The 17,709-nt window shown below is 75.3% G+C and carries 16 protein-coding genes and 1 pseudogene; 11 read left to right on the forward strand and 6 right to left on the reverse strand.

Annotated features, from left to right (window positions below):
* Positions 1-86: 86 nt before the first annotated feature.
* Positions 87-2,972: an aminomethyl-transferring glycine dehydrogenase gene (gene gcvP, locus OSB71_RS14700; RefSeq protein WP_265948371.1), complete on the forward strand. Its 2,886-nt coding sequence runs from the start codon at positions 87-89 to the stop codon at positions 2,970-2,972.
* A 126-nt stretch (positions 2,973-3,098) separates the two neighbouring features.
* Here gcvP and OSB71_RS14705 read toward each other — a convergent pair whose 3' ends face one another.
* Both OSB71_RS14705 and OSB71_RS14710 read right to left on the reverse strand, forming a co-directional pair.
* On the reverse strand, positions 3,099-3,305 hold the full coding sequence (locus OSB71_RS14705) for a DUF5999 family protein (protein ID WP_265948372.1): 207 nt from the start codon (positions 3,303-3,305) through the stop codon (positions 3,099-3,101).
* Between the two features lie 335 nt (positions 3,306-3,640).
* Positions 3,641-4,225, reverse strand: coding sequence for a hypothetical protein (locus OSB71_RS14710; protein WP_265948374.1), 585 nt, complete (start codon positions 4,223-4,225; stop codon positions 3,641-3,643).
* A gap of 482 nt (positions 4,226-4,707) precedes the next feature.
* On the opposite strand from OSB71_RS14710, the gene OSB71_RS14715 reads away from it, so the two are divergent.
* Positions 4,708-6,204: a glutamate-cysteine ligase family protein gene (locus tag OSB71_RS14715; protein ID WP_265948375.1), complete on the forward strand. Its 1,497-nt coding sequence runs from the start codon at positions 4,708-4,710 to the stop codon at positions 6,202-6,204.
* A 143-nt stretch (positions 6,205-6,347) separates the two neighbouring features.
* Complete coding sequence (locus OSB71_RS14720) at positions 6,348-7,172, forward strand: CPBP family intramembrane glutamic endopeptidase (RefSeq protein WP_416237264.1); 825 nt, start codon at positions 6,348-6,350, stop codon at positions 7,170-7,172.
* 6 nt (positions 7,173-7,178) lie between these two features.
* Here OSB71_RS14720 and OSB71_RS14725 read toward each other — a convergent pair whose 3' ends face one another.
* The gene (locus tag OSB71_RS14725; protein WP_265948377.1) at positions 7,179-8,000 is read right to left on the reverse strand and encodes a PhzF family phenazine biosynthesis protein; all 822 of its coding nucleotides are present in this window, start codon (positions 7,998-8,000) and stop codon (positions 7,179-7,181) included.
* A 142-nt stretch (positions 8,001-8,142) separates the two neighbouring features.
* Between OSB71_RS14725 and OSB71_RS14730 the strand changes: the two genes are divergently transcribed.
* Complete coding sequence (locus OSB71_RS14730) at positions 8,143-9,240, forward strand: EamA family transporter (protein ID WP_265948379.1); 1,098 nt, start codon at positions 8,143-8,145, stop codon at positions 9,238-9,240.
* Between the two features lie 155 nt (positions 9,241-9,395).
* Positions 9,396-10,334: pseudogene (locus OSB71_RS14735) on the forward strand (DMT family transporter); the annotation flags it as partial.
* Here the strand turns inward: OSB71_RS14735 and OSB71_RS14740 are convergent.
* Positions 10,329-11,003 (reverse strand): pyridoxamine 5'-phosphate oxidase family protein, encoded by a 675-nt coding sequence (locus OSB71_RS14740; RefSeq protein WP_265948380.1) that lies wholly within the window; start codon positions 11,001-11,003, stop codon positions 10,329-10,331. The pseudogene OSB71_RS14735 and the gene OSB71_RS14740 sit on opposite strands and share 6 nt — an antisense overlap.
* Before the next feature lie 205 nt (positions 11,004-11,208).
* Here OSB71_RS14740 and OSB71_RS14745 point away from each other — a divergent pair, with 205 nt between their 5' ends.
* Positions 11,209-12,540: an aminotransferase class I/II-fold pyridoxal phosphate-dependent enzyme gene (locus OSB71_RS14745; protein WP_265948381.1), complete on the forward strand. Its 1,332-nt coding sequence runs from the start codon at positions 11,209-11,211 to the stop codon at positions 12,538-12,540.
* A gap of 146 nt (positions 12,541-12,686) precedes the next feature.
* Here the strand turns inward: OSB71_RS14745 and OSB71_RS14750 are convergent, their stop codons facing one another.
* Together OSB71_RS14750 and OSB71_RS14755 are read right to left on the reverse strand one after the other, a co-directional pair.
* On the reverse strand, positions 12,687-13,238 hold the full coding sequence (locus OSB71_RS14750; RefSeq protein WP_265948383.1) for a hemerythrin domain-containing protein: 552 nt from the start codon (positions 13,236-13,238) through the stop codon (positions 12,687-12,689).
* 27 nt (positions 13,239-13,265) lie between these two features.
* Positions 13,266-13,388 (reverse strand): hypothetical protein, encoded by a 123-nt coding sequence (locus OSB71_RS14755; RefSeq protein ID WP_265948385.1) that lies wholly within the window; start codon positions 13,386-13,388, stop codon positions 13,266-13,268.
* 30 nt (positions 13,389-13,418) lie between these two features.
* Between OSB71_RS14755 and OSB71_RS14760 the strand changes: the two genes are divergently transcribed.
* The 5 genes from OSB71_RS14760 to OSB71_RS14780 all read left to right on the forward strand — a co-directional run bounded on the left by OSB71_RS14760 (position 13,419) and on the right by OSB71_RS14780 (position 17,257).
* Positions 13,419-14,141 carry a potassium channel family protein gene (locus OSB71_RS14760; RefSeq protein ID WP_265948386.1) on the forward strand — a complete coding sequence of 241 codons (723 nt, stop codon included), beginning with the start codon at positions 13,419-13,421 and terminating at the stop codon, positions 14,139-14,141.
* 219 nt (positions 14,142-14,360) lie between these two features.
* Positions 14,361-15,179 carry a HipA family kinase gene (locus OSB71_RS14765; protein ID WP_265948388.1) on the forward strand — a complete coding sequence of 273 codons (819 nt, stop codon included), beginning with the start codon at positions 14,361-14,363 and terminating at the stop codon, positions 15,177-15,179.
* Positions 15,176-15,607, forward strand: coding sequence for a DUF3037 domain-containing protein (locus OSB71_RS14770; RefSeq protein WP_265948390.1), 432 nt, complete (start codon positions 15,176-15,178; stop codon positions 15,605-15,607). The genes OSB71_RS14765 and OSB71_RS14770 overlap by 4 nt, the downstream gene beginning before the upstream one ends.
* A gap of 98 nt (positions 15,608-15,705) precedes the next feature.
* On the forward strand, positions 15,706-16,467 hold the full coding sequence (gene fabG / locus OSB71_RS14775; protein WP_265948391.1) for a 3-oxoacyl-ACP reductase FabG: 762 nt from the start codon (positions 15,706-15,708) through the stop codon (positions 16,465-16,467).
* Positions 16,468-16,501: 34 nt separating this feature from the next.
* On the forward strand, positions 16,502-17,257 hold the full coding sequence (locus OSB71_RS14780) for an SDR family oxidoreductase (protein ID WP_265948393.1): 756 nt from the start codon (positions 16,502-16,504) through the stop codon (positions 17,255-17,257).
* Positions 17,258-17,709 lie beyond the last annotated feature (452 nt).

Genomic DNA, 17,709 nt, shown 5'->3' on the forward strand with positions numbered 1-17,709 from the left:
GCTCTCAGGTCGCGATGACAGAGGGGGAGGCCGTCCGGGCACCACCCGGTGCCCCCGAAGGTCGCACGACCAGGAGGCCTCCGCACATGACCACCGATCGCATCTCCCTCACCACCCTCGAAGGCGGTACGCCGTTCGAGCGGCGGCACATCGGCCCCGACGCCGAGCAGCAGGCCAAGATGCTGGCCCACGTGGGGTACGGCTCGCTGGACGAACTGACGGCCGCGGCCGTGCCCGACGTCATCAAGTCCGCCGACGCGCTGGACCTGCCGGGAGCCCGCACCGAGGCGGAGGTCCTGGACGAACTGCGCGGGCTCGCCGACCGCAACCAGGTGCTCGACTCGATGATCGGCCTGGGGTACCACGGCACCTTCACGCCGCCGGTGATCCTGCGGAACGTCATGGAGAACCCGGCCTGGTACACCGCCTACACGCCCTACCAGCCGGAGATCTCCCAGGGGCGCCTGGAGGCGCTGCTGAACTTCCAGACCGTCGTGGCCGACCTCACCGGCCTGCCCACCTCCGGCGCCTCCCTGCTGGACGAGGGCACGGCCGCGGCCGAGGCCATGGCGCTCTCGCGCCGGGTCGGCAAGGTCAAGGAGGGCGTCTTCCTGATCGACGCCGACTGCCTGCCGCAGACGATCGCGGTGATCGAGACCCGGGCCGAGCCCACCGGCGTGGAGGTCGTCGTCGCCGACCTCACCGACGGCATCCCCGCCGACATCGCCGAGCGCGGGGTCTTCGGCCTGCTGGTGCAGTACCCGGGCGCCTCCGGCGCGGTGCGCGACCCGCGCGCCGTCATCGAGCAGGCCCACGAGCTGGGCGCCGTCGTCACCGTCGCCGCCGACCTGCTCGCCCTCACCCTGCTGACCCCGCCAGGCGAGCTGGGCGCGGACATCGCGGTCGGCTCCAGCCAGCGCTTCGGCGTGCCCATGGGCTTCGGCGGCCCGCACGCCGGGTTCATGGCCGTGCGCGAGAAGTTCGCCCGCAACCTGCCGGGCCGCCTGGTGGGCGTGTCCGTCGACGCGGACGGCCGCAAGGCCTACCGGCTGGCGCTCCAGACCCGCGAGCAGCACATCCGCCGGGAGAAGGCCACCAGCAACATCTGCACCGCGCAGGTCCTGCTCGCGGTGATGGCGGGGATGTACGCCGTCTACCACGGCCCCGAGGGGCTGCGGATGATCGCCCGGCGCACCCACCGCTACGCCACCGTGCTGGCCGCCGGGCTCCGCGCGGGCGGCGTGGAGGTCGTCCACGACCGCTTCTTCGACACCGTCACCGCCCGGGTCCCCGGCCGCGCGGCCGAGGTCGTCGCCGCCGCCCGGGCGTCCGGCGTCAACCTGCGGCTCACCGACGCCGACCACGTGGGCATCGCCTGCGACGAGACCACCGCGCGCCGCCACCTGAGCGCGGTGTGGGCCGCCTTCGGCGTCTCGGCCGACGTCGCGGAGCTGGACGCGGCCACCGGGGACGCGCTGCCCGCCGCGGTGCTGCGCACGGACGACTACCTGGGCCACCCCGTCTTCCACCAGCACCGCTCCGAGACCGGCATGCTGCGCTACCTGCGCCGCCTGGCGGACAAGGACTACGCGCTGGACCGGGGCATGATCCCGCTGGGGTCGTGCACCATGAAGCTCAACGCGACGACCGAGATGGAGCCGGTCACCTGGCCGCAGTTCGGCGCCCTGCACCCCTTCGCGCCCGCCGAGCAGGCGGAGGGCTACCTCACCCTCATCCGCGAGCTGGAGGAGCGGCTGGCCGAGGTCACCGGATACGACAAGGTCTCCATCCAGCCCAACGCCGGCTCCCAGGGCGAGCTGGCCGGGCTCCTGGCGGTGCGCGCCTACCACCGGGCGAACGGTGACGAGCAGCGCACCGTGTGCCTCATCCCCTCCTCGGCGCACGGCACCAACGCCGCCAGCGCGGTGATGGCCGGGATGCGGGTCGTCGTGGTGAAGACCGGGGAGAGCGGTGACGTCGACACCGAGGACCTGCACGCGAAGATCGAGCGCCACCGCGACGAACTGGCCGTGCTCATGGTCACCTACCCCTCCACCCACGGCGTGTTCGAGGAGAACATCTCCGACATCTGCGCCGCCGTGCACGACGCGGGCGGCCAGGTCTACGTGGACGGCGCCAACCTCAACGCGCTCGTCGGCCTGGCCAGGCCCGGACGCTTCGGCGCGGACGTCTCGCACCTGAACCTGCACAAGACGTTCTGCATCCCGCACGGCGGCGGCGGCCCCGGCGTCGGCCCGGTCGGCGTCCGCGCGCACCTGGCGCCGCACCTGCCCAACCACCCGCTGCAGCCGCAGGCGGGCCCCGCCACCGGCATCGGTCCGGTCTCGGCCGCGCCCTGGGGCTCGGCGGGCATCCTGCCGATCTCCTGGGCCTACGTGCGGCTCATGGGCGACGAGGGCCTGCGCCGGGCCACCCAGGTCGCCGTGCTCAGCGCGAACTACATCGCCAAGCGGCTGGAGCCGCACTACCCGGTGCTCTACAGCGGCCCCGGCGGCCTGGTCGCCCACGAGTGCATCATCGACGTGCGCCCGCTGACGAAGGCCACCGGCGTGAGCATCGACGACGTCGCCAAGCGGCTGATCGACTACGGGTTCCACGCGCCGACCATGTCCTTCCCCGTGGCCGGCACCCTGATGATCGAGCCGACCGAGAGCGAGGACCTCGCCGAGATCGACCGGTTCTGCGACGCGATGATCGCCATCCGCGCGGAGATCGAGCGGGTCGGCTCCGGCGAGTGGACGGCCGAGGACAACCCGCTGCGCGGCGCGCCGCACACCGCCGCCCAGCTCGCGGGGGAGTGGGAGCTGCCCTACACCCGCGAGGAGGCCGCCTTCCCGGGCGGCGTCACGGCCGAGGGCAAGTACTGGCCGCCGGTGCGCCGCATCGACGGCGCCTTCGGCGACCGCAACCTGGTGTGCTCCTGCCCCCCGCTGGAGGACTACGACGGCTGAGCGGTCCCCCGCTCGGCCGACGCGGAACCGGGCCCGGCCGGGCCTGCCGGCACGACTGTGCGGGTGGGCTCGGGCCGGGCCCGCCCCGTCGCACGCCCGGTTCCGGGCCGGCGGGGCGGCCCCGGTTCAGGCCGCCGCCGTCACCACGGTGGCGTCGACCGGACGGCGTGGCGCGATGACCCGCCCGTCCGGTAGCAGTTCGCCGGTGTCGTCGAACAGCAGGACCCCGTTGCACAGCAGGCTCCAGCCCTGCTCGGGGTGGTACGCCACCGGGTGGGCGGCCTCACGGTCGGCGGAGTCGGCGGACGGGCAGGGTGGCTGGTGCTGACACATGGCAGTACGCTCTCGGTTCTCTCGCTGCGGTGTGACGTACGTGCTGCGGCGCTGTGCTTCGGGCATGGCCGCTCCCCCGGGTTCCGGTACGCGTCCGTCCCAGTGTCGTCCCGCGGAGGGCGTTCCGCAGGCATTTCCCCGCGGCGGTACTCAACGGGTGACGTCGCGTCACCCGCGCGAGCGGTCGCCCCGCGCCGGAACCATCTTTTCGGGTGGTGCGGGGGTTCACAGTGACTAGCCCGCGGGGGCGGCGTCGCCCGGGTGCGCGAAGGCCCCGCGGCCGGGAGCGGCCGCGGGGCCGGTGCGTACCGCCGAGCGCGGCGCGGGCGGCGGCGCTACGCCGGGGCCTGCAGCAGCGGGGGCGGTACCAGACGGTGGGCCAGCAGGGGCAGGAGCGCGGCCACCCGGTGCGGAACGTGCGCGGCGATGCCCGGGGGCGCCGGCGCGAGCGGCATCAGCAGGTCGGTGGGCAGCAGCGTGCCGCCCGCCGGGTCGGCCGCGGTGTCGCTGTGCAGCCACAGCGTGAGCATGTAGAGCTCCGGCACCGACAGCAGGCGGGGTTGGTACGGCCCCGGCAGCGCGTCGGCGTGTCGCAGCGCCGTCTCCGTGGAACGCACGTAGGGGCCCTCGCCGAAGTGGGAGAACGCCCAGCCGTCCGCCGTCAGCATCGCCTCGGCGGTCCCCACCGAGGCGTCGCGGCCGCGCAGCAGGAAGCGCCAGCCGGTCAGCTTGGTGCTCGGCGGCCCCCCGGCGCCGGTGATGCCCGTCAGGACGTGCACGGGCAGCGGCAGTTCGGGTTGCAGTCCGCCGTAGGCCGTGGCGCGGGAGCGGACGCCGCGGATCGCGGCGGTGGGTGAACGGAGCGCGGCGAGGACACTGCGCAGGGCGGCGGCGGGGGCCGGGGGAGCGTGCGTCGGCATGGCGGGTCGCCTCTCACTTGGGGAGACAGGAGGGTGCGCGGAGAAGCCCGACGACGCTGTCGGCAGAACCGGAAGGGGCACGGCGCGGGGCCGGGCGGAGGGAGAAGGACCGGAACCGAGAGACGTCACGTCACGGCCTCATGGGCGGGAGTTTATACGACATTTGTTCCCGAGGCGTTTCCGCTAGGCGACTCGGGTGTGCCGCGCAAGGAGAAAACCCGTCGACTTCCGAATGGTGCGCACCGGCGCGGACGCTGGACGTGTTTCCCTGACCTCGCCGGGGGCACGCGTCACGGATGGCCGAAAAACGCACGGTGTTTACTGGGCGCCGAAGCGGGAATCTGCGGACAGGTTACCGTATGCCCTGGGAATGTGCCCCTCGAATGCTCCCGCCCGTTTAACCCCTTCCCACGGCCCGGGGCGAGTTGTCGATCTCGACGCGGGGCATCATCGAGGCACTGCCGAGCGAGGAGGACACACCCATGGGGGAGAAGGTCGCGGCCGACGGGTTCGGTCTCCCGGACCGCCGGCGCTACCGGGAGAAGCTCCACCAGTGTCTCCAGGGGCTCCGTACGCTGCTGGCGCAGCAGCGGTTCGAACGCCCGCGCAACCTCATGGGGCTGGAGATCGAACTCAATCTCGCGGACGCCGACGGAATGCCGCGGATGATAAACGAGGAGGTCCTCGACCGCATCGCGAGCCGGGATTTCCAGACCGAGCTCGGGCAGTTCAACCTTGAGGTCAATATCCTCCCGCACCCCTTCCACGGGCGGGTCCTGGACCAGCTCGCCGAGGAACTGCGCACCGGCCTGGCCTACGCCGACCGCAAGGCGGGGGAAGCCGACGCCCGCATCCTGATGACCGGCATTCTCCCCACCCTCACCCCCGACGACCTCAGCTCCGCCAACTTCTCCAACGCCGAGCGCTACACCCTCCTGAACAACGAGATCATGGCGGCCCGGGGCGAGGAGGTGCGGCTCGACATCGACGGCCCGGAACGCCTGACGCGCACCTCCCCCTCGATCGCGCCGGCCGCGGCCTGCACCTCCGTGCAGCTCCACCTCCAGGTCACCCCGTCGCGCTTCGCCGACGTGTGGAACGCCGCGCAGGCCGTCCTCGGCGTGCAGCTCGCGGTGGGCGCCAACTCGCCGTTCCTCTTCGGCCGCGAGCTGTGGCGCGAGTCGCGCGTCCCGCTGTTCCTCCAGGCCACCGACGCCCGGCCCCCGGAGTTCGCGGCCCAGGGCGCACGGCCCCGCACCTGGTTCGGCGAACGCTGGATCGACTCCGCCTACGACCTGTTCGCCGAGAACGTGCGCTACTTCCCCGCGCTGCTGCCGCTGTGCGCCGAGGAGGACCCCCTGCGCGTCCTGGCGGACGGCGGCATCCCCTCGCTGGCCGAACTGGCCCTGCACAACGGGACGGTCTACCGCTGGAACCGCCCCGTCTACGGCGTGGCGGACGGGGTGCCGCACCTGCGGGTGGAGAACCGCGTGCTGCCCGCCGGGCCCACGGTCACCGACGTCCTGGCGAACACCGCGCTGTACTACGGACTCGTGCGCTCCCTGGCCGACGAGCAGCGCCCGCTGTGGACCCGCATGCCGTTCTCCGTGGCCGAGGCGAACTTCGACGCCGCCGCCCGCGACGGCATCGAGGCCCGGCTGTGCTGGCCCCGGCACGGGCGCGGCGGCGGACTGCACACGGTGCCCGCCCACCGGCTGGTGCTCGACGAGCTCCTGCCGACGGCCGCCGCCGGGCTCGACGCGTGGGGCATCGAGCCGGCCGACCGGGACTTCTACCTCGGGGTGATCGAGGGCCGGTGCCGGCGGCGGACGAACGGCGCGGCCTGGCAGGCCGCCGCCTACCACCGGGGCCGGGAGGGCGGCCTGGACCGGGAGAAGGCCCTGGCCGCGGTCGCCCGCCGCTACGTCGACCTGGCCCACACCGGTGAACCGGTGCACACCTGGCCCACGCCGGCCTGACCCCGCCGCACGGCGTCCGGCCGCCCGGGGCCGCCGGCCCCGGGCCCCGGCCGGAACACACGCCCCGGCCCCCGGCCGTGGGCGCGGCGGCGTACGGCAAGCTGGAGCCCGTCAGTGTCCGCGCGCCGTGTGGGAGGCCCCTGGTGCAGTCGTCGTCCGGGGACGGCCCGGCCCGTCCCCGGCCCGTGTCCGACCCGGCCGCCCGGCGCACGCTGGGGCGTGAGACGCTCCTCGTGCTCGCCCTCTCCCTGGGGGCCAGTGCGGTGTCCGCGCTCATCAGCTTCACCGGCGCGCTGACCCGTCCCGGTGGGCTGGCCGCCCAGCCCGCCAACCTCAACGGCTCGCTGGCGCCGGACCGGCCCTGGCTGGACCTGGCCTGGCAACTGTTCGGCATCGCCACCGCCCTGGTACCGGTGTTGCTGGTGGGCCACCTGCTGCGCCGGGAGCCCGCCGTGACCCCGCCCGCGCCCGGCCTGCGGGTACTCGGCTTCGATCTGCGCCGACCGGGCTTTGACCTCGGCTGGGGCGCGCTCGTCGCCGCCGGGATCGGCGGCAGCGGCCTGCTGCTCTACCTCGGCGCCCGCGCCGCCGGGGCGAACCTGACCGTGGTGCCCGAGTCGCTGCCCGAGGTGTGGTGGAAGCTGCCGGTGCTGGTCCTGGCGGCCGTGCAGAACTCCGTCGTCGAGGAGGTCATCGTCCTCGGCTACCTGCTGCGGCGCCTGGACCAGCTCGGCTGGGGTCCGCTCGCGGCCATCGGGGCGAGCGCGCTCCTGCGTGGCAGCTACCACCTGTACCAGGGCGTCGGCGGGTTCGTCGGCAACGTCGCGATGGGCCTGATCTTCGGATGGCTCTACCGCCGCTGGGGCCGGGTCGGCCCGCTGGTCGCGGCGCACGCGCTCATCGACATCGTCGCCTTCGTCGGGTACGCGCTCCTGGCCGGCGAGGTGGGCTGGCTCCCGACCGCCTGAGCGCGTTCACAGCCCGGCGCGCAGCCGCCCGTCCAGCACGGTGACCGCGTGCCCGGACAGCAGGGTGCGCTCGCCGCGCAGCGTGGTGCGCACCACTCCGGTGCGGGCGGACGCCTGCAGCCCGGTCAGCCGCTCCCGGCCCAGGCGCCGGGACCACAGCGGGGCCAGGGCGGTGTGGGCGCTCCCGGTGACCGGGTCCTCGTCGATGCCGACGGCGGGGAAGAAGCAGCGGGAGACGTAGTCGTAGCCGCGACCGGGCTGCTCGGCGGCGGCCGTCACGATCACGCCCCGGCCGTCCAGCCGCGCCAGGCCGCGCAGGTCCGGATCGAGCGCGCGCACGGTCGCCTCGTCCGCCACCTCCACGAGCAGGTCCTGGACGTTCGGGCCGGTCTCGTGCACGCCGACGGGCTCGGCGCCCAGCGCCCGCGCGGCCTCCGGGGGCAGCGTGCCGGGGGTGAGCGGCGCGGTGGGGAAGTCGAGCGTGAGGGCGCCGTCCGCCTCCGGGGTGGCCGTCAGCACGCCGCTGAGGGTGGCGAAGCGGACCGTGCCCGAGGTCGTACCCGTCTCCCGCAGGACGTGGGCGGTGGCCAGGGTGGCGTGGCCGCACAGCCGCACCTCGGCGGCCGGGGTGAACCAGCGCAGCGCCCAGTCCGCCTCGGCGCCCGCGGGCAGCGGGTGGGCGTAGGCCGTCTCGGAGAGGTTCAGCTCGGCGGCCAGCCGCTGGAGCCGGTCGTCGTCGGGGAAGGGCGGGCCGTCGAACAGCGCGACGGCGGCCGGGTTGCCGGCGAAGGGCCGGTCGGTGAACGCGTCAACGATGCGGATCTGCATAGCCGGAGCCTAGGCACGGCACGGCGGCCCGCACGACGGCCACCGCCCGGCGAGTGGACCGCTCCCGCCCGGCCCGGCCCCGGGCGATGTGACAGGTGTCACCGGCTCGACACTCGTGACGCAGGGGCGGCATAGTGACGCCATGCCAGACGCTCCGCCCGCCGCCTCCCGCCCGCCGGCCGCCGCCGCCCGCGCCCGCACCGGCATCGGCCTCGCCCTGCTCTCCGCGTTCGCCTTCGGCGGTTCCGGGGTCGCCGCGAAGCCGCTCATCGAGGCCGGGCTCGGACCCCTGCACGTCACCTGGCTGCGGGTGGCCGGGGCGGCCCTGGTGCTGCTGCCGCTGGCCTGGCGCCACCGCCGCCTGGTGCGCGAGCGCCCGGCGCTGCTGGCCGGGTTCGGGCTGCTGGCCGTCGCCGGTGTGCAGGCGTGCTACTTCGCCGCCATCTCGCGCATCCCCGTCGGCGTGGCGCTGCTCATCGAGTACCTGGCCCCGGCCCTCGTGCTCGGCTGGGTGCGGTTCGTGCAGCGCCGACCGGTCAGCCGGGCGGCGGGCGTGGGCGTGGTGCTCGCGGTCGGCGGGCTGGCCTGCGTGGTGGAGATCTGGGCCGGCCTCGGCTTCGACGCCCTCGGGCTGCTGCTGGCGCTGGGCGCCGCCTGCTGCCAGGTCGGGTACTTCGTCCTCTCCGACCACGGCGCGGGCGCCGACGGCCGCACGCGGCCCGACCCGGCGGGCGTCATCGCGCACGGCCTGCTCGTCGGCGCCCTGGTGCTGACGGTCGTCGCCCGGCCGTGGACGATGGACTGGCGGGTGCTCGCCGGTCCGGCCGACCTGACGGACGCCACCGTGCCGGCGGCCGTGCTGCTGGGCTGGATCGTGCTCGTCGCCACGGTGGCCGCCTACCTCACCGGCATCGTCTCCGTGCGGCGTCTGACGCCCCAGGTGGCGGGCGTGGTGGCGTGCCTGGAGGCGGTCGTCGCCACCGTGCTGGCCTGGGTGCTCCTCGGCGAGCACCTGACGCTGGTGCAACTGCTCGGCGGCGCCCTGGTGCTGACGGGCGCGCTCATCGCCCAGCGGGCGACCCCCGCGGCGGCCTCCCCCGCTCCGGTGGCCGGAAGCGGGACGGGAGGGCCGGAGGGCCCGGACGGGCCGGGCGGAGCGGAGGGCCCGGGCGGGCCGGGCGGAGCGGAGGGAGCACCTCTCCCGGCGGACCCGTTGCCGCGCGGCACGCGGGTCTCGTAGGCTGCGGCGCATGCCTCACACCGTGCTGTCCCCGCCCGCCGCTTAGGGCGGGCGCCTTTCGCGTGCGACGGCACGACCCCCACGGGGCCGTGCCGTCGTCGGGCTGCCCGCGAACGAGACGAATCCCTTCCGTCGACTCGTGTGGGAGCCTTTCCATGCAGCACCACTCCACCCCTGCCCCGGCCGTCGGGCGGGGTCTGCTCTTCGTCGTCCTGTCCGCCCTCGCCTGGGGCACCGCCGGCGCGGCGGCCGCCCTGCTGTTCGACACCAGCGGGCTCGGCCCGGTCGCGCTCACCTTCTGGCGCACCGCGGGCGGCCTGGCGCTGCTGCTGGCCGTGCGCGCCGTCCGCCGGCCCCGCGGCGGCGCGCGACGCCCCGAGCCCCGGCGGCGCCGGATCGTCCGCATCGCCGTGACCGGGCTCGGTCTCACCGTGTTCCAGACCGCCTACTTCGCCGCCGTGGAGGCCACCGGGCTGGCCGTCGGCACCGTGGTGACGCTGGGCGCGGGGCCGGTGCTCATCGCGCTGGGCGGGCGCGTGCTCATGGGCGAGCGGCTCGGGCGCGGCGGCGGCCTCGCGGTGGCCGGGGCGCTGGCCGGGCTGTGCGTCCTGATGCTCGGCGGCACCGACGGCTCCGGGTCGGTGGTGCCGCTGGGCGTGGGGTACGCGCTGCTGTCCGCGCTCGGCTACTCGGCGATGACCCTCTACATCCGGGCCCACGGCCGCCAGGGCTCCGGCGGGGACCCGTTCGGCACCACCCTGGCCGCCTTCGCCGTGGGCGCCGTGCTGCTCGCGCCGCTCGCCGCCGTCGAGGGGCCGTGGCCGCAGGCGCAGGACCTGGGGTGGTCGCTGGCCCTGATGGCCTACGTGGCCGCGGTGCCGACCGCGCTCGCCTACGGCCTGTACTTCGCGGGGCTGGCCGTCGTGCGAGCCGCCACCGCCTCGGTGATCGCCCTCATCGAGCCGGTCACCGCCGCGGCCATCGCCGTGACGCTGCTCGGCGAGCACCTCACGCCGTTCACCCTCGTCGGCACGGGCGTGCTGTTGACGGCGGTGACGGCGCTGGTGCTCGCCGAGTCCCGGGCGGGTTCAGCCCCGGGTGTAGCCCGTGAGGTAGTCCGGGGCGGGGATGCCGGGCTCCAGGTCACCGGCGGGGACGGGGGCGCCGTGGACGGTGGCGACCGGCAGCAGCCCGCTCCAGTGGGGGAGTGAGAGGTCCTCGGGCTCGTCGCCGGGGTCACCCGTGCGCAGCTTCGCGGACACCTCCGACAGCTCCAGGGCCAGCACCGCCGTGGCGGCCAGCTCCTTGCGGTTCGCCCGCCGGGAGTCGGCCGACCGGCCCGGTATGACGTGGTCCACCAGCGCGTCGAGGACGCGCGCCTTCTCCTCCGGGTCCGTCACCGGGGTCGCCGTGCCGTGCACCATCACCGAGCGGTAGTTGACCGAGTGGTGGAAGGCCGAGCGGGCCAGCACGAGCGCGTCCACGTGCGTCACCGTCACGCACACCGGCAGCCCCGGGTCCTCGCGCGCCGCGTTCAGCGGTCGGGAGCCGGTGGAGCCGTGCAGGTACAGCCGCTCACCGACGCGGGCGTACAGGGTGGGCAGCACGACGGGCCGCCCCTCGCGCACGAAACCCAGGTGGCACAGGTAGCCCTCGTCCAGGATCGCGTGCACCAGCTCCCGGTCGTAGGAGGCGCGCTCCGGGCTGCGGGTGGGGACGGTGTACGGCGTCGGTGCGTAGGAACCGGCGGCGCTGGTGGACATCGACTTCCTGCCTCCTCAGGCGGACGCCGGAGTGCGGTGCCCGTGGGCACGGTCACCGCACGCCGGCGCCCTGGAACGTGCGGTCCGCTGCGAACCGGCGGTGCTTCTCGGCCGGCGGCGCCTGCGCGCCGCCGCCTGTCGAGGCGCCGGGCCGTCGAACCGCGACGGTTTTCGAACGACTTTGAATTAGTGCATACTGTTGTTTGTGCTAGGAGACTACCGGATCGAAGGGCGGGGCGCAGCCGACATCGCCGCCAGCATCGAACGCGGCGTCGGCGACGGGGCGCTGCCGCCCGGCCACGCGCTGCCGCCGCTGCGCGCCCTGGCCGGCACGCTCGGCGTCAACCCCAACACCGTCGCCGCCGCCTACCGCACGCTGCGTGAGCGCGGCGTCGTCGAGACGGCCGGTCGCCGCGGCACCCGGGTGCGGGCGCGCCCGGCCAGCACGCCACGCGAGGCCATCCAGGTGGCGGCGCCGGAAGGCGGCCGGGACATCGCCCAGGGCAACCCCGACCCCGCGCTGCTGCCCTCGCTCGGCCCGGCGCTGGCCGAGGCCGCGGACCGGTACGCCCGGCGGCCCACGCTCTACGGGGAGCGGGCCGTGAGCCCGGAGCTGGCCGCGCTCGCCCGCGCGGGCTTCGACGGCGACGGGGTGCCCGCCGGGCCGGTCGCCGTCACCTCCGGTGCCCTGGACGCCGTCGAGCGCGTGCTCACCGCCCACCTGCGGCCCGGTGACACCGTCGCCGTGGAGGACCCCGGCTGGGGCAGCCTGCTCGACCTCGTCCCCGCGCTGGGCCTGCGGGTGCTGCCGGTCGCCGTGGACGACGACGGGCCGCTGCCCGGCGCCGTCGCGCGGGCGCTGGAGCGGGGGGCCCGCGCGCTGGTGGTCACCGCCCGCGCGCAGAACCCCACCGGAGCCGTCGTCGGCCCCGAGCGCGCGGCGGCGCTGCGCGAGGTGCTCGCCGCTCACCCGGCCACCGTGCTCATCGAGGACGACCACGGGCACGCCATCGTCGACCAGCCCCTGCACCCGCTGTGCGGCGTCACCTCACGGTGGGCGCTGGTGCGTTCGGTGGCCAAGGCGTACGGCCCCGACCTGCGGCTCGCGGTGCTCACCGGGGACGCCGTCACCCTGGACCGGGTGGAGGGCCGGCAGCGCCTGGGCTCGGGCTGGGTCAGCCGGCTGCTCCAGGACGCGGTGGCGCACCTGTGGCGCGAGGGAGCCGTGGACCCGGCGGCGGTGGCGCGGGCCTACGGCGACCGGCGCACCGTGCTGCTGGACGCGCTCGCCGCGCGGGGGGTGCGCGCGCACGGCCGCTCCGGCATGAACGTGTGGGTCCCCGTACCCGACGAGTCCGCCGCCGTGGCGGGGTTGCTCCGGGGCGGCTGGGCGGTGGCGCCCGGCGCCCGCTTCCGGGTCGCCACCCCGCCCGCCGTCCGGCTCACCGTCTCCGGCCTCGACCGTGCCGCGCTGACCTCCCTCGCCGCCGCCCTCGCCGCCGCCGTGCACCCGGGCGAGCACCGCCGCTACGGCTGACCCGGACGGGCGCCCGGCGCTGTCACGCAGCGGCTTTGGCCCGCGTGCCCGGGGGCGGGCGGGCCGGCAGCGCGTCCCGGCGGGCGGCCGCCCGGCGCGTGCGGGGCAGCCGCCCGCCGGCGTCCGGCGTCCCCCGGCGTCCGGCGTCAGGAGTCCCTGGCGTGGCGGATGGCGTCGCGTGCGCGGTCGGTGACGGCGGCCAGCGGGCCCAGGGAGAGGTTCTTGGCCGCCGACTCCACGCCGGGGTGGGGACGGGTGGGCGCGGTCGACTCGGCCGCCTTGACGGCCTTGGCCATGGTGGCGAGCTGCCGCTCGTCCGCGGTGCGGAGCAGGTGGGCGAACTCGTAGCGCTCCTCGGCGCGCGCGTGCTCCATGACCGCCATGCGCAGTTCGAGCAGCAGGGGCAGGAAGCCCTCGTCCTCGGTGTCCATGTCGTCCAGCCGGGCGAGCATCTCCTTGGCCTCCCGCTCCTCCGCCAGCCGGTCCTCGGCGACGCCGTCGCCGCCGTCGACGTTGCGGCGGGTGTAAGGGTGGACGACCTCCTCCTCGGCGGTCTCGTGGACGGCCAGCATGCGCACGAGCTCGCGGAAGGCGTCGCGGCGGGCGTCGCCGGTGGTCTGCTCGACCTTGTCGAACAGGTTGCGGATCTCGCCGTGCTGGTGCCGCAGCAACGCGACGACGTTCGTGTCGGGGTTCATCTCGCTCCTCCTTCGCCGGTGCCCGCGTCAGCCGCGCTCGCGCAGGGCCGCGACGGGGTGCTCGCCCTCGGTCTCCAGGCGGTACTCCCGCCCGGCCTCCTCCCGCTGGCGCTCCATGACCCGGTCGCTGGGCGCCGCCTCACCGCCCATCAGGGCCTCCTGCATCGCCTCGAACCGCTCGTGCGTGCCCAGACCCAGCAGCCCGCCGACGGCTGGGCCCGGGTCTACTTCACCGGCTACACCCTCTTCACCCTGGGGACCGGCGACTACGTGCCCGGGACCGCCTGGACCCAGGTCGCCACCACCCTGGCCGCACTGACCGGCCTGTTCGTGGTCACGCTCTCCATCACCTACTTCGTGCAGGTCGTGCAGGCGGTGGTCCACAAGCGGGAAGTGGCCCAGCACATCCACACCCTCGGGCGGGACGGAGCGGACATCGTCGTCGGCGGCTGGACGGGTGAAAGGTTCAGCCCCATGTTCGACCAGCACCTGGTCTCCCTGACCGCGCCGCTGCTGCGGCTCGCCGAGCAGCACGTCGCCTACCCGATCGTGCAATACTTCCACGCGCCGTCCCCGCGGAAGGCGCCCGCGTGCGCCGTCGCCGCGCTGGACGACGCCCTGCTGCCTCTGCGGTACGCCCTGCCCGCCGACGCCCGCCCCGACCCGTCGGCGACCGGCCCGCTGTGGCTGGCCGTGGGCCAGGTGCTGCGAACCCTGCGGCCCTTCTTCCCCGCGGCGGTTCGCGAGAAGCCCGAGGTCCCGCTGTCGGCCCTCCGGCGAGCGGGGCTGCCCACCGTGGACGAGGCCGAGTACCGCGGCGCCGTCCGGGACCACGCCGAGCGCCGCCGGCTCCTCCGGGGCTTCCTGAGCAGCGACGGCTGGGACTCCCGGCACGGCGCCTAACCGGACGCGGCCCCGCGTGCGCCTCCTTCCGGGCGCGCACCCGGCTACTCCCGCGGGGGCGGTGCCGGCGCCGGTGGCCGTCCCCGGCGCCCCCGGCTCCCGGCCACCGCACCCGCGTGCGCCGCTGCGGCCCACCGGGGCCGCGGCGCCCCTCCGTCCGGCGTGTGCGGGGCGGCCGACCGTGGATTAACAGGTTGCGCACCCGTATAGCCTGGGGAAATGCTCCCCGAAGTCACCGCCACGCGGTATGTGACGCCTCTGCGCGAGGGCGGCTCGCTGCCCGGGATCGTCGAGGCGGACGATCTGGGCACCTACGTCATGAAGTTCACCGGTGCGGGGCAGGGCCGCAAGACCCTGGTCGCGGAGGTGATCTGCGGTCGGCTGGCACAGCGCCTGGGCCTGCGGGTCCCGGAGCTGGTCGGTCTCCAGCTCGACCCCGTCATCGGCCTGAGCGAGCCCGACGAGGAGGTGCAGGAGCTGCTCAAGGCCAGCGGTGGCCTCAACCTGGGCATGGACTTCCTGCCCGGCTCGCTGGGTTTCGACCCGCTGGCCTACCAGGCGGACGCCGCCGAGGCCGGCCGGATCGTGTGGTTCGACGCGCTGGTGGGCAACGTCGACCGCTCCTGGCGCAACCCGAACCTGCTCGTCTGGCACGGCGACCTGTGGCTCATCGATCACGGTGCCACGATGATCTGGCACCACAACTGGCCCACCGCCGCCACCGTCGCCACGCGCCCCTACGACGCCTCCGACCACGTCCTGGCGCCCTGCGGTCCCGACCTCGCGGGCGCCGCTGCCGCCCTCGCCCCGCGCGTCACCGAGGAGCTGCTCGCCGCCTGCGCGGCGGACGTCCCCGACGAGTGGCTGGTGGACGAGCCCGGCTTCACCTCGCCCGATGGCGTACGGCGGGCCTACACCGAGGCGCTGCTGCGCCGGGCGGAGGGCCTGGTGGACTGCGTCACCATCGGCGCGCCGACCGCGGACCGGCCGTCGCGCGCGCCGGGCTGGCTGACGGGGAAGCCGGAGGCGGGCCGATGAGCGACCGTCACGTGTTCGAGTACGCGCTGCTGCGGGTGGTGCCCCGCGTGGAGCGCGGCGAGCTGGTCAACGCGGGCGTCCTCGTGTACTGCCGGGCCCGGTCCTTCGTCGTGGCCCGTACCGCGCTGGACGAGGTGCGGCTGCTGGCCCTGGACCCGTTCGTGGACCTCCCCGGGGTGCGGGCGGCGCTGTGCGCGGTGCGGCGGGTGTGCCGGGGCGGCGCCGAGGCCGGGCCGGCCGGGGGCGACGACGCCGGGCGCCGGTTCCGCTGGCTGGTCGCGCCGCGCAGCACCGTCGTGCAGCCGGGCCCCGTCCACACCGGGCTGACGGCCGACCCGGCGGCGGAGGCCGAGCACCTCCTGGACGTGCTGGTCCGCGCGCCCCGCGAGGGCACGGCCCGGCGTACCGCACCTCCCGGCGAGCGGTGAGCGGGGCCACCGTTGACAGCGCTCCGGCAGGCTTCTAGCGTCACGTCTGCCAAAGGTACTAAGCGGTTGCTCACCTACGAGGACGAGGAGGCCCAGCGATGTCCAGCACCGAGCAGCGCGTCGCGGTCGTGACGGGCGCGGCCCGAGGGATTGGCGCGGCCACGGCCGTGCGGCTGGCGGAGGAGGGGCGCGCCGTGGCGGTGCTCGACCTCGACGAAGGCGCCTGCCGGGAGACCGTCGACGCCATCACCGCGGCGGGCGGCAAGGCGCTCGCCGTGGGCTGCGACGTCGCCGACGCCGAACAGGTCGAAACCGCCGTCGCCAAGATCACCGAGGAGCTGGGCGCCCCGGTCATCCTGGTCAACAACGCCGGCGTGCTCCGGGACAACCTGCTGTTCAAGATGAGCGAGTCCGACTGGGACACGGTCATGAACGTGCACCTGCGCGGCGCCTTCCTGATGACCCGCGCCTGCCAGAAGCACATGGTGGACGCCGGGTTCGGCCGCGTCGTCAACCTCTCCTCCAGCTCCGCGCTGGGCAACCGCGGCCAGGCGAACTACTCGGCGGCCAAGGCCGGCCTCCAGGGCCTGACGAAGACGCTCGCCAAGGAGCTGGGAAAGTTCGGCGTGACCGCCAACGCCGTCGCCCCCGGCTTCATCGCGACCGACATGACCGCGGCCACCGCCGCCCGGGTGGGCATGGACTTCGAGGACTTCCAGACCGCCGCCGCCAGCCAGATCCCGGTGCAGCGCGTGGGCCGCCCGGAGGACGTCGCCGGGGCCGTCGCCTACTTCACCGGCGACGACAACGGCTTCGTCTCCGGCCAGGTCCTCTACGTCGCCGGCGGACCACTGGACTGACCGACCGCACCGCGAGAGAAAGAGCAGGAGTGCGATGACAGCACAGGACAGCGGGCGGGTCGCCCTCGTCACCGGCGGCAGCCGGGGCATCGGATACGGCATCGCCCAGGCGCTCGTGGCCCGCGGGGACCGGGTCTGCATCACCGGGCGCAACGAGGGCGCGCTCAAGGAGGCCGTCGCCTCCCTCGGGGCCGACCGCGCCATGGGCGTGCCGGGCAAGGCCCACGACCAGGCCCACCAGGCGGAGGTCGTCGACCGGGTGATGGGCGCCTACGGGCGGATCGACCACCTGGTCAACAACGCCGGGACCAACCCGGTCTTCGGGCCGATCGCCGAGGTGGACCTGGACGTGGCGCGGAAGGTGTTCGAGACCAACGTGGTCTCGGCCCTGGGCTTCGCCCAGCGCACCTGGGCGGCGTGGCAGAAGGAACACGGCGGCTCGATCGTCAACATCGCCTCGATCGCGGGGCTGAGCGCCTCGCCGTTCGTCGGCGTCTACGGCGTCAGCAAGGCCGCGATGATCAACCTCACCCAGCAGCTCGCCCACGAGATGGCGCCGGGCGTGCGCGTCAACGCCATCGCCCCGGCGGTGGTCAAGACGAAGTTCGCCGCGGCGCTCTACGAGGGGCGCGAGGAGGAGGCGGCCGCCGGCTACCGGCTGGGCCGGCTCGGCGAGCCCGAGGACGTCGGCGGCGCGGCGGCGTTCCTCACCTCCGGCGACGCGGGCTGGATCACCGGGCAGACCCTCGTCGTCGACGGCGGCCTGTTCCTCGACGCGGGCGTGGCGTAGGGCCCGCCCACACGGCCCGTGGACGGGGCGGCTCCGGGGCCGGGAGACCCGGGGAGCCGCCCCGTTCCCGTGCGGCCGCCGGCCGCGCCGGAGCCCGGGTGCCCCGCGCGCCGTCCCGGTGCCGCCGACCGGCCGGTGCCACCGGGCGCGCGCCGGGGCGTTCGCGCGTCGCCGTGCCCTGACGTTCGCGCGTCGCCGTCCGCTGGTGCCTGTGCGCCGCTGCCGCCGGCGTCCGGGCGTCGCCGTGTTCCGGGGTCGGTGCGGTCGCCGTGTCCCGGCCCCCCGCGGTCGCCGTCCGACGCCGCCCGCGCACCGCCGGGAGCCGTCGCTCATCGCTGCGTCACGGGGGATGCCGCATGCGTGACGGCCTGCGGAAAGGCGATGCACAGGGCACTGATCCGTCCATGTAGTTCCGGCGGCTGCTGCGGTAGGGTCTCCGTCGTCACAGGCCT

Source organism: Streptomyces marinisediminis, assembly GCF_026262575.1.
GTDB classification, from domain to species: domain Bacteria; phylum Actinomycetota; class Actinomycetes; order Streptomycetales; family Streptomycetaceae; genus Streptomyces; species Streptomyces marinisediminis.